General features: G+C 49.7%; 11 protein-coding genes. 7 read left to right on the top strand and 4 right to left on the bottom strand.

Features of this window, described 5'->3' with window-relative positions; genetic code table 11:
- The 7 genes from JW881_05800 to JW881_05770 all read left to right on the top strand — a co-directional run.
- A partial coding sequence (locus JW881_05800; protein MBN1697005.1) for an SAM-dependent methyltransferase occupies positions 1-868 on the top strand: 868 nt, incomplete at its 5' end.
- Between the two features lie 103 nt (positions 869-971).
- Positions 972-1,799, top strand: a complete 828-nt coding sequence (locus tag JW881_05795; protein ID MBN1697004.1) for an Mrp/NBP35 family ATP-binding protein — start codon at positions 972-974, stop codon at positions 1,797-1,799.
- Positions 1,800-1,822: 23 nt separating this feature from the next.
- Entirely contained in the window at positions 1,823-2,344 is a 522-nt protein-coding gene (locus JW881_05790; protein ID MBN1697003.1) for an isoprenylcysteine carboxylmethyltransferase family protein, read from the top strand.
- Positions 2,334-2,846, top strand: coding sequence for an isoprenylcysteine carboxylmethyltransferase family protein (locus tag JW881_05785; GenBank protein MBN1697002.1), 513 nt, complete (start codon positions 2,334-2,336; stop codon positions 2,844-2,846). The genes JW881_05790 and JW881_05785 overlap by 11 nt, the downstream gene beginning before the upstream one ends.
- A 98-nt stretch (positions 2,847-2,944) precedes the next feature.
- Positions 2,945-3,229, top strand: coding sequence for a metal-sensitive transcriptional regulator (locus JW881_05780; GenBank protein ID MBN1697001.1), 285 nt, complete (start codon positions 2,945-2,947; stop codon positions 3,227-3,229).
- Between the two features lie 38 nt (positions 3,230-3,267).
- A complete protein-coding gene (locus JW881_05775; protein ID MBN1697000.1) occupies positions 3,268-5,535 on the top strand; it encodes a copper-translocating P-type ATPase in 2,268 nt (755 codons plus the stop codon).
- Positions 5,536-6,183: 648 nt separating this feature from the next.
- Positions 6,184-9,894, top strand: coding sequence for an endo-1,4-beta-xylanase (locus tag JW881_05770; protein MBN1696999.1), 3,711 nt, complete (start codon positions 6,184-6,186; stop codon positions 9,892-9,894).
- A gap of 113 nt (positions 9,895-10,007) precedes the next feature.
- Here the strand turns inward: JW881_05770 and JW881_05765 are convergent, their stop codons facing one another.
- The 4 genes from JW881_05765 to tnpB all read right to left on the bottom strand — a co-directional run.
- On the bottom strand, positions 10,008-10,193 hold the full coding sequence (locus JW881_05765; protein MBN1696998.1) for a hypothetical protein: 186 nt from the start codon (positions 10,191-10,193) through the stop codon (positions 10,008-10,010).
- Between the two features lie 10 nt (positions 10,194-10,203).
- Positions 10,204-10,488 (bottom strand): BrnT family toxin, encoded by a 285-nt coding sequence (locus tag JW881_05760; protein MBN1696997.1) that lies wholly within the window; start codon positions 10,486-10,488, stop codon positions 10,204-10,206.
- Positions 10,489-11,005: 517 nt separating this feature from the next.
- Entirely contained in the window at positions 11,006-11,203 is a 198-nt protein-coding gene (locus JW881_05755) for a hypothetical protein (protein MBN1696996.1), read from the bottom strand.
- Positions 11,204-11,468: 265 nt separating this feature from the next.
- The coding region (gene tnpB, locus JW881_05750) for an IS66 family insertion sequence element accessory protein TnpB (GenBank protein ID MBN1696995.1) at positions 11,469-11,714 on the bottom strand (246 nt) is incomplete at its 5' end.

Raw genomic sequence — 11,714 nt, 5'->3', positions numbered from 1 at the left:
CCCGAACCGCCCGAGTCCCCTCGGGGTGACCACGGTCAAGCTGCTCAAGATCGAGGGCGAGGTGCTTTCGGTAAGCGGGCTCGACGCGGTGGACGGATCGCCGGTCTACGACATCAAGCCGTATGCGAAGGTCTTCGACGAAATCGACGGGGAAAAAACGGGGCGCGACTGGTGCCTCACGAATCCCCGCAGCCCCATGGCCGTCCTCATCGGTTCGAACGACCTCGCAGGATGTCTTTCCGAAGCGGGAAAACTCCACGGCCACTTCTGCCCCGGCCTTAGCCTGGGCGTGTATGCCGCGGTTACGGGCATGAAACGGATAGCCTCGTCAATAGCCGACGGTATGGAGGGCCTGTGCGCCGTTATCGAGGTGAACAGCTGTTTCGCCGACGGCATACAGGCCGTAACCGGGTGCACCTTCGGCAACAATTCTCTCATCTACCGCGACATCGGGAAAACGGCGGTTACCCTTGCACATCGCGGGAAGCCGGAAGGGCTGCGGATCATGGTCAAACCCGCTTTCAGGGAAATTCTGCAGAAAGATTTTCCCGTCTACTCGCTTCTGTTTGACCGTGTTGTCAGAGAACGCGGCGGCGACGAGAAGGATATGGCCGATTTCAAGGAAAAGGGAAGGGAGGCCTCCTTCGGTATCCTTTCGTATCCCTCAGATTCGCTCTTCATCGTCAGGGAGGTGCCGGTGACGCTTCCGCCGTATGCCCCCATGGTGAACAGCCTCAGGTGCGACCGGTGCGGGGAAGAGGTCATGGAAACGAAAACGGTGAAAAAAGACGGCCTCCTGTTGTGCCGTTCATGCGGCGGCGGATACCCATGTCTCACCGGGGCGGGCATCGTGTGCCATTGCGGATAATATATCGGCGTCATATTTTTACTCACCGGTTCCTGAAAATGGTTTTCATTGTTAGTAAATAATGGTATAGTATGGCAGCGAATAACGATGCAAGAGGTAACGAATGGAAGATCAAAAAAAGCAGCAGATGGAACAGGAACAACGACTCAAGCGCAATGTCGGAAAAATAAAACATAAACTCATCGTCTTGAGCGGCAAGGGAGGCGTCGGGAAAACGACAATATCGGTGAATCTCGCCTACGCACTCGCCCTCAGGGACCGGAACGTCGGCCTTATGGATATCGATATCCATGGACCGAATATCGCAAAGATGCTCGGTATCGAGGGGATACAACTCATGATGGGTCCCGAAGGGATCGAACCGTTTATCGTGCGGCCCGGGTTGAAGGTGATCAGTATCGCCCTTTTGACGAAAAATCAGGACAGCCCGATCATCTGGAGAGGCCCCCTGAAAATGGCGACCATCAGGCAGTTCCTGAGCGATGTGAACTGGGGCGACCTCGATTACCTGATCGTCGATTCACCGCCCGGCACCGGCGACGAACCGTTGAGTATATGCCAGCTGCTCGGTTCGGTGGACGGATCGATCATCGTCACCACACCGCAGGATGTGGCGATTCTTGATTCGCGGAAAACGGTCATGTTCTCGAAACAGTTGAACGTGCCCGTTGCCGGTATCATCGAAAACATGAGCGGTTTTGTCTGCCCCCACTGTAAAAAAAAGACCGATTTGTTCGGAAGCGGCGGCGGCAGGGTGGCGGCGGCGGACCTCGGCGTTCCCTTTCTGGGAAGCATTCCGATCGAACCGGATATTGTCGCCTCAGGCGATTCCGGGAAGCCGTATATCGACGGCAAACGGGATACGGAAACCGGCAGGATCATGCGGCGGATCATCGACGGCATCATTGGCGGAAACGATACATCGGGATAATGACGAATGGTAAGGAGTCATCCATGAACAGATATTTACTATCGCATATTCTTTCGGGAATAGCCGGCGCCCTTATGGTTGCGCAGTTCATTCTCATGTTTTTCTTTTCGATCGACGGGATACTGTTCCTGAAGATAACCGGGTATGCCCTGTGGCTGTTTACCGTCGTGCTGGGATGGCTTCCCATCCGGACATTCAGGAAGTACGGCGGTGTGGAAAAAGGGCAAAGTTACATGAAAACGACGACCCTCGTGACACGGGGGATCTATTCGATCGTCAGGCATCCGCAGTACCTCGCGCTGCCCCTTATCGGTATTTCCCTGATGCTGATTTCGCAACACTGGATCGTGATCCTTTTGGGTGTTCCCGCGACCATTCTTGCCTGCCTGAGTTCGCTTGGGGCGGATGAGGCGGGGATCGAGAAGTTCGGCGCCGCATATGAAGCGTATATGAAAGAAGTCCCCGGCATGAATATCGTTGCGGGCCTCTGGCGGCGCATAACGAGAAGAACACATGTTAACAAAGGGAAAAAGCATGAAACATAACGGCGATTATCGAACCAGGACCGATCTCATGGATGAACACCCGGCAAACGATGCCGGACAGATCGTCTGCTTCGTTATTTTCGCCGTTTGCTGGATTCTGGATTCATTTGTTTTCCGCCTTAGCGTCGGACCGCTTGAAATCGTTCCCCTCGCGGTCAAACTCTCCCTTGCGATTCCGGTGTGGGCCTTCGCGGTGTATATCGGTCTTACATCACATACCATCGTGTTCAAGGAAGTCAGGAATCCGCCGGCCGTCATTACAAAAGGGGTATTTTCATGGATACGGCACCCCCTCTATGCCGCCGGATTGCTGTTCTATACCGGATTGTTTCTTGCAACGGGCTCCCTTTGTTCGCTTGTCATCCTTATGCCGATCTTCTTTTTCATCAATCATATGGCCGCGTTTGAAGAGAAAAAACTGGAAGAAAAATTCGGCGACGCCTACCGCAGTTATAAAAAAAAGACCGGAAGATGGTTTCCAAAATTATATAAGAAAACATAATACTTCCCAGCCGTATCTTCAGACGGCGCCGCAACCCTTGACTACCCTACCATGGTATAGTATATTATAACGGAACTTATATATCGGGAGAAACACTGATGATGAATAAACGGCAATCGGAAGAGGTTATCACCCGGCTCAGGAAAATCGAGGGCCAGATACGGGGAATCGTCAAGATGATCGAAAACGAGCGGTACTGTATCGATATCCTTTCGCAAACCCGGGCGGTCGTGTCGGCGATGAGAAAGGTGGAAGATATGGTCATGTATCAGCACCTTCATACCTGTGTCGCGGAAAGCATGAAAAGCGGTTCAAAGGAAGACAGGAACAGAAAAATCGATGAGGTGATGCAGATGTTTTCTCAATTCAAAAAAGGCGGATAAGCTTTTCCGTGTCCCGATACGAAAGGAGTATATGCGTTATGGAAGATAAAGTCGTACTATCGTTAAGGGGCATGTCGTGCGCTTCATGCGCCGCACGTATCGAGAAAGCGCTGAAATCGGATGAGGCGGTGAAAGAGGCAAACGTCAACTTCGCATCGAAGAAAGCGTACCTCATCCTTTACGATACAAAAGACCCGGAACACCTCATCGGCGTTGTCCGGGATGCGGGATACGACGCATCCGTTTTGACCGGAAGCATGACGTCCTCGGCAGCCAAAGCAGGGAATGCTAAAAACGCCGAAGCCGAAGACCCCGCGCTCGCGAGATCGAAAAAGGAAAAGAAAAAACTCATTGCTGCGTGGGCGATTACCCTTCCGTTGACGATCAAGATGCTGTTTGAAATGTTCGGCGCCGGCACCGTTATCCCGGGTGAGGTTTCACTTTCGATCGATCTCATCCTCGCGTTTCCCGTCATCTTTGTTATCGGTTTTCCCGTGATGCGGAGTACCCTCGTATCGTTCGGGAAACTGTCCTTTACCATGGATTCCCTGATCGGGATCGGAACGGTCGCCGCATTTTCGACCGGTGTGCTCAGGTTATCCGGCATACCGATAGAAAATTTTTCCGTTGTCGGCGCCATGATCATGTCGATCAACCTCATCGGCAATTACCTGAAAGAACTCGCAACGGGCAGAGCGTCGCGCGCGATCAAACAACTGCTTGAACTCGGGGCGAAACACGCACACCTCGTTTCCGGGGACGGGACTCTCGCCGATGTCCCGGTCGATTCGCTTCGCCCGGGTGATACGGTTCTGGTGAAGCCCGGTGAAAAGATACCGGTCGACGGCCGCATCATCGAAGGCGAAAGTTCGATCGACGAATCCATCGCGACGGGCGAGTCGATTCCCGTCGACAGAAAACCGGGGGATCCGGTCATCGGTGCGACGGTCAATCACGAGGGGGCCATCAAAGTCCTCATCGAAAAAACGGGAAACGATACCTTTCTGGCCCGCATCATAAGGATGGTCGAAGAAGCCCAGGGTTCGAAGATCCCGATCCAGACCTTCGCGGACAGGGTCACGGCGATCTTCGTCCCCGTTGTCCTCACCCTTTCGATCCTGACATTCGGCTTCTGGTTCTTCTTTCCCGAACAGGGCACCGCATTCCTGAGGTTCTTTACAGGCATAATTCCCTGGATCGATCCGGCGCGAAGCGTCGTTTCAATGGCACTTTTCGCGTCGATCGCGACACTCGTCATCGCGTGCCCCTGCGCGCTCGGTCTTGCCACCCCGACCGCGCTCATGGTGGGGATGGGACAAGGCGCCGTTAACGGCATTCTCGTTCGAAACGGCCGCGCCATCCAGACGGCGCGAACCGTCGATACGGTCGTTTTCGACAAAACCGGCACGATCACGGAAGGGAAACCCGACGTCGCGGCAATGACATCGAACATCGACGAACATCAATTTCTCCGGTATGCGGCTTCCGTCGAAAACAAAAGCGAGCACCCGCTTGCACGGGCCGTCGTCCGCGAGGCTGAATCGCGCGGGATCGCCCTCCTCGATCCCGAATCCGTAACGGCGAAAGCGGGCAGAGGGGTATCCGCCGTCATGGGAAGCAGCCGGATCGCCATCGGCAGTATGGCTTTTTTCGATGAATCCGGCATCGATTATTCCGAGTTCAAGACCGATATCGACAATTACCAGCAAAAGGGATACTCGGTGATTCTCACAGCGGAGAACGGCGCCATTATCGGCGCGATCGGTATCGCGGACAGGATAAAGACCGATTCGCGGGAAGCCGTGTCGAGCCTTCATTCGATGGGCATCGACACGGTCATGCTGACCGGCGACAATCCGGCGACTGCCCGCGCGATCGCGGAAACGGCCGGCATCGAAAAAGTGTACGCGGGGCTGCTTCCGGACGGTAAAATCGAGGTTGTCAGGCGTCTGCAGGACAAAGGGAAAACCGTCGCCATGGTGGGTGACGGTATCAACGACGCCCCGGCCCTGAAACAGGCCGATATCGGCATCGCGATCGGGACGGGCACGGATATAGCGATCGAGTCGGCGGATATCACCCTCGTCTCAGGAAGCCTCACCGGCGTTGTTTCGGCGATCGCCCTCTCGCGCGCCACCTTCAGGAAAATACGGCAGAACCTTTTCTGGGCATTTTTTTATAATATCATCGCCATCCCGCTCGCCGTCACAGGACTCCTTCACCCCGTCATCGCCGAAATCGCCATGGCTGCCAGTTCGCTGAACGTCGTCGCGAACTCGCTCAGGCTGAAAAAGGTAAGGATTTAGATGTACGTTAAGTATGGGGTCACTACGGATTTCGCGGTAAAGAACGGATGACGCGGATTACTCCGCAACGCGCAGGAATCCTTCCCAACGCCGAGTGCCGCTACTTATCGAAACAGTCAATTAAAATTTAAATTAATTAATTACTAATCTTTAGCGATAATCTGAAATCATACAATCTTGTCTTTCACCCCATCCCTCACCTCGCCGAGTAATCCGTCTTCATCCTCGGAATCCGTAGTCACTCTTCATTTTTCTTTTTCAACGACCGGATTATTTATTTATTGATGTAATTTCCACGAAGCTTTTATCGCATCTTTTACCGTCATTCCATAAATTTGACTTAATGGATTTTTAATATTATTTTTAATATGGATGCAGAATTGTTATTAAAACAAATTTCTGTAAAAAATGGGGAGATTATTAGATGATTATTACTTGAAAGACTATTTGCATATATTTGATCACATTGTAAGTACACCTACCTGATAACTCCCGGAAATGTTACTGTACGAGAAACAAAAACAATTCTCTCCAGGAATAAAGTAATATAATAACGTACCATAACACTCACATGTAAGAAAGGAAATAAACAGGTATAGTTTTGTCGATCAATTCTATACCAAAGATTTTTGTACAAAAGGAGTGAATATGGGATCAGAAAAATTTTTATTTTCCGGAAAGCATGTATTATGCAAATCTCAAAAAAGTTTTTTTCCGTTTATAATAAGTGTGTTTATATTATTGGTCATGATCTCCGGGGCAGCGACAGCCCAGGAAATCATAAGTTCAGATTTTGAGGACGGTACATCACAGGGATGGGCCCCCAGGGGTGGCGGTGTGGTTATCACACCAAGTACTGAAGCGGCTTATTCAGGCAATTGGAGTCTTAAAGTAACCGGCCGCACATCCAACTGGCATGGCGCGAGTCTGGATATGATGGCTATCCTGGAAGCCGAAGCTGTGTACAGTATTTCCGCATACGTCAAGCTGGTGGAGGGCATGCCCGGTACCAACTTGAGTATGACTATGCAGCGGACACCTGTCGGGGATTCCACACAGTACGAATGGATCGCGTCTTCATATGCTGAAAATGACTGGGTCCTTCTGGAAGGCACCTACATGTTTAGCGGTGATGTTGCCGATATCCTCGTTTACATCGAAGCTGCAGATGCAACGGCAGAATACTACATTGACGACTTTACCATCAACATGATTTCGCCGCCACCAGGCAGCAGTGAAATGCTTGTGGAAAACGGTTTTGAAACCGGCACCGAAGGATGGGCCCCCCGGGGCAGCGGTGTAGTGGTCCAATCGGTTACCGAAGCCGCTCACTCCGGTAGTGCCAGCTTGAAGGTTACCGGCCGGACCTCCGGATGGCACGGTGCCAGCCTGGACTTAATGGCTCTGCTGGTTCCTGAAGCCGAGTATGAATTCACTGCATATGTAAGACTGGTAGATGGGCAGTTGCCAACTAATCTGAATATGACCATACAGCGGACCGGTACGGATACAATTACTTATTATGAATGGGTAGCGTCTGCAGGCGCTGATACTGATTGGGTTATTCTTCAAGGAAGTTATTCCTTCACTGATGCTGCCAATGGTTTACTTGTCTATATCGAAGCCCAGGATGCGACAACGGAATACTATATTGATGATTTTTCTATCCTGATGACAACCCCGCCGCCTTTGGATCAATCCGGCATTGTTACGGATTTTGAAGACGGAACAACCCAGGGTTGGGGTTCCCGAATCGGAGTTGAAATTGTGGAAGCTACCAGCATGGACGCCCATGCAGGATTATATTCCCTGCAAACAACCGGACGGCAACACGTATTCGGTGGTCCAAGCATTAATGTATTGGGGAAAATGCATAAGGGATCCAAATACTATATATCTGTCTGGACAAAACTGCTCAACGGAGAACCCGACACCGCACTTAAAGTGAGTATTCAGCGTACGTCGAATGGCACAACCAATTATGACACAGTTGTTTCCAGTATCCTGGTTACTGAAAATAACTGGGTACAATTAGCTTCAAGTTATACAATGGCATATGACGTCGACTCCCTCTCCCTCTATGTTGAATCATCCAGCGGATTGGCTTCCTTCTACATAGATGATTTTGAATTAAGCTACATCGAACCCAAAGACATACAGACCGATATTCCCCCGCTAAAAGATGTACTGGCTGATTATTTCCCGATCGGTGCCGCCATCGAACCGGGAGCAACCACCACTATCCATAATGAACTGGTAAAGATGCACTTCTCAAGCCTTACTGCCGAAAATGTCATGAAACCCGACTCCCTGCAAAAAGAGGAAGGGATATTCAGTTTTGAAGAAGCCGATACGATTGTCAATTTCGCCAAAGAGAACGACATACTGGTGCGCGGCCATACCCTGGTCTGGCATGAACAAACACCTGCCTGGTTCTTCCAGGATGCCGAGGGGAATGACCTTGAAGCGACACCGGAAAACCGGGAGCTGATGATCCAGCGCCTGGAATCCCATATCACGACAGTTGTCAATCATTTTAAAGGTGATGTGTATGCCTGGGATGTCGTGAATGAGGCAATAGATCCTGCTCAGCCCGATGGTTTACGGAGAAGCAAATGGTATGAATTGATCGGTCCCGAATATATCGATCTGGCCTTCCAGTTTGCAAGGGCAGCTGATCCCGATGCCCTCCTGTACATCAATGAGTACAGCACAGTTGTAGAGGTAAGTAAAAGAAATATCTTGTTTGAAATTGTCAGCGGCATGTTGGACAGGGGAATTCCTGTGGACGGCGTAGGGCACCAGCTGCATACTGATATAAAAATGCCTAATGCCGCCGGCATCGGTGAGACTATCGAATTATTTGCCGGCCTGGGATTGGATAACCATATCACCGAACTGGACATGAGTATCTACCCCAACAGCACAGATAGTTATACCACAGTTCCGGAAGAAATTCTAATTGCCCAGGGATACCGCTACAAGGAAATTTTTGATGAATTAAGACGGTTAAAGGATAATGTCAGTTCAGTCACCATGTGGGGTATTGCCGATGATAATACATGGCTGTCCACCCACCCTATCTCCCGCATAAACCTGCCGTTGCTTTTTGATGAAGAGCTGCAGGCTAAATATGCCTACTGGGGTATTGTTGATCCGACCACACTGCCGATACTGATCAATCAACAGGCAATTCCTTCCGGAAAGGCCAAAATTGACGGCAAAACCGATCTCTCCTGGGACATCATGCCCTGGATACCGATCAAACCGGCAGGGCAACGCTACGGAGCTTTTAAAGCCATGTGGAATGATAACAGGCTGTTCATTCTGGCCGAGGTTGTCGATCCTGTGATCAATAAGAATAACGACCTGATCGAAGTATTCCTGGATCCGAACAACGGCAAAACAGAGTATTATGAAGAAGATGATCTTGCCTTGACCTTTACCCGGGGCAGATCACGGCAAAACGAAATCAAATGGAAAACGACCGAAATTGACGGGGGCTACCGCTTTGAAGCTGAGATCAGTCTTGATATGGAATTGGAAACAGGACAGGAAATCGGCTTCGATATGCGGTTTACAGATGCTGAAAATCCCCAGGATGTGCTATCCTGGAACGATCTCACCCATAATCAGGATACCGATACATCGAAGTTCGGCACACTCATCCTGGCGAAAGAGATCAGTCTGGCAAATGCTGCAAGACTGCCGCACAGAGACATTCGGATCGATGGCTATGTCGAGAGGACATGGGACAGGGCCATGGCTTTTGAAACCCCTATCCGTGTAATGGGCGACGACGGTGCCACTGCTGAAATAAGAACCATGTGGTCCCCGGATGACAAGACCCTCTATATGCTGGCTGAAGTAACAGACAACCTTTTGAGTGATGTCAGCGATAATCCCTGGGAAGAGGATTCCATCGAAGTGTTCATTGATCAGAATAACGGAAAGACCGACTATTATGAACCTGACGACGGACAATACCGTGTGAATTTCAAGAATGTACAGACCTTTGGCGGCAATGCCAAAGCCGATGCTATTCAATCGGCTGTCTGCATTACAAACGAGGGATATATTGTTGAATTAAGCATAACCCTGGATGCCGCAGGAATAGAAGATGCGAAATTTATCGGTTTTGATATCCAGGTTAATGATGACGGAGCCGGCAATGGCGTGCGGTCCAGTGTGGTCACCTGGAATGATCCGGAGGGTACAGCATACAAAAACACAGAGAACTTTGGAGTATTATTGTTGGGCCATTCATGTGAAAAAAAGCATGAATGCGATTGCTGGCAAAAGAAGAAAAAACATGAGTGTGATGAGAAGACAGGGAAAAGAAAAAAAGGGTGTGATTGAATACCCTGTCAATAAAACAGTTTCGAGTATCTGCCGGTAAAAGCAGTTACGGACAACCGGCCCTGCAAAGGGCCGGTTTTTATACTCGGCCTAACGCCAACAGGTTGCTCCTTTCATTTCCCCGCTTTCTTATGCCGTTTAATTATAAACATCAGGTACTTCAAGGCCTCATTCACATTATCGGAATCCTTAAATTCCCTCGATATCTCCGGATCAAGCACTACCACATTGCTTCCTTCCGCGTATCTTTTTGCGTATTTCCCTTTTATCCCTTCGGTGAAATCATATTCTTCAAGCATTTCATTGTCTTTATCTGTTTCTCTTATATGCTTTTCTCTCTCTTTTAGTCGCGCGCCGCGCGCTTATCACCCTTATTTTCTGTTCCCTGTCACAATGTACTATAACCAGAAGCTTTTGTCGATATGATAATCCGATCGTCACATATCTCTCTTCTTCAGCGTGCGAATTGAGTGGATCATTTTTTGTCAACGATAAACTATCACCAAAAACAGTCGTCGCTTCTTCAAAATCTATCCCGTGTTTCTTTTTTTTACCGATTGCCTTTTTCTTGTCCCATTCTAACCGTAGTCCCATAATCACCGTCTACCATAGCTTTTGAATAAATTTATTTCAAGCAACATTTCTTTATCAAATGCTTTTACCTAAAACCCTACCCCGCCTGTCTGCTTCGCAGACCCGCGGCCGTCTCTTCGTTTCGCTTCCCCACTGCCGCCTCGACTCCCAACACTGCCGGAGCTGCTGGGAGCTGCCATTAAAACATTACAATTACTCACTATTCTATCATCAGCCCCTGGGCCGGGTTCCCATACGCAACCTCCGCTGCCGTTGGAAAGGGAACCTTTTCACGCGACAGTGACTCCCCTCCGTAAGTCGGCAGGTCCCAACTCGACCCTCCGGCGCCTAGGCCCGGTCACCGGCAGACTCTCTTCCAAAACCGCCGATGCTTCGACGTAACGCCGGCCATCCGCGGACTTTTCTTCAAAACCGGTGCGGGGCCAATTTATCACCGCCTGAAACGGCCAAAGCACTTTGGACACGTGACCCCGTCAACCCATGGCCACGGCTTGCAACTCCTCACTATGACGGGGTGTTATATATTCAACGATTTTTTTACCTTCTCAAACGGTATTGATGTTGCTTCTTTTTCCTTTTCTTTCGCCTCCCTCAAATCCACCAGATCTTCAAGGTCCTCGATATATTCCTTTAGCTTTTCAAACTCTTCATAGCTGAGAATCGCATATTCTTTGGTTCCGTTCTTTATCAGATATTCAGGTTGTATTTTCATCATAATCTCAACTCCTATTTGTAAGATTCTTTCCTGTGCTTTATTCGATAAATTATAACTATATTATTTTCAACTTCAAACAATACCCTTGGTATTTCGGTCAAATTTCCCGAAGCCAATGGTTTTCCGTTTCGAGCTTTTCGTTGGCCTTATACATCTTGCGAATAACATCTATCAGCACATCGGGGTCGCGGGGAAGGTTGTCAAGGCCGACTAACGTCTTCATGTCTATGAGTCTGACATAACAACAATGACATGGCCAATAGCTTTATGTGATATATTTGTATTTTTTTTCCCGGTGCGCGTGAAAAAAATCAATCCCCGTAAGCAGCATCTTCATCTGCCGCCTGTCAATCCGTTTCACATCTTCTCCTGTAAGGGGCCACGGGTATTTGTCTTGCTCAAGCCGTTTTGTCCAGAGACAGAATCCGTTCCTTTCCCAGTACAATACTTTTAAGAGACGCCGTGTTCGTCCGCAAAAAACGAACAGGTTCCCGCTTAACGGGTCATGATG

It is taken from the genome of Spirochaetales bacterium (assembly GCA_016930085.1).
In the GTDB taxonomy this organism is placed as follows: Bacteria; Spirochaetota; Spirochaetia; order SZUA-6; family JAFGRV01; genus JAFGHO01.
Note: the sequence above shows the minus strand (reverse complement) of the source record. Positions and strands in the feature narration are given on the sequence as shown.

What these genes read in the sequence shown, in the direction of transcription:
- JW881_05765 (MBN1696998.1), bottom strand. Translation starts at nt 10,193, where the DNA reads ATGCTTGAAGAATATGATTTCACCGAAGGGATAAAAGGGAAATACGCA.
- JW881_05760 (MBN1696997.1), bottom strand. Translation starts at nt 10,488, where the DNA reads ATGGGACTACGGTTAGAATGGGACAAGAAAAAGGCAATCGGTAAAAAA.
- JW881_05795 (MBN1697004.1), top strand. Translation starts at nt 972, where the DNA reads ATGGAAGATCAAAAAAAGCAGCAGATGGAACAGGAACAACGACTCAAG.
- JW881_05775 (MBN1697000.1), top strand. Translation starts at nt 3,268, where the DNA reads ATGGAAGATAAAGTCGTACTATCGTTAAGGGGCATGTCGTGCGCTTCA.
- JW881_05790 (MBN1697003.1), top strand. Translation starts at nt 1,823, where the DNA reads ATGAACAGATATTTACTATCGCATATTCTTTCGGGAATAGCCGGCGCC.
- JW881_05780 (MBN1697001.1), top strand. Translation starts at nt 2,945, where the DNA reads ATGATGAATAAACGGCAATCGGAAGAGGTTATCACCCGGCTCAGGAAA.
- JW881_05770 (MBN1696999.1), top strand. Translation starts at nt 6,184, where the DNA reads ATGGGATCAGAAAAATTTTTATTTTCCGGAAAGCATGTATTATGCAAA.
- JW881_05755 (MBN1696996.1), bottom strand. Translation starts at nt 11,203, where the DNA reads ATGATGAAAATACAACCTGAATATCTGATAAAGAACGGAACCAAAGAA.
- JW881_05785 (MBN1697002.1), top strand. Translation starts at nt 2,334, where the DNA reads ATGAAACATAACGGCGATTATCGAACCAGGACCGATCTCATGGATGAA.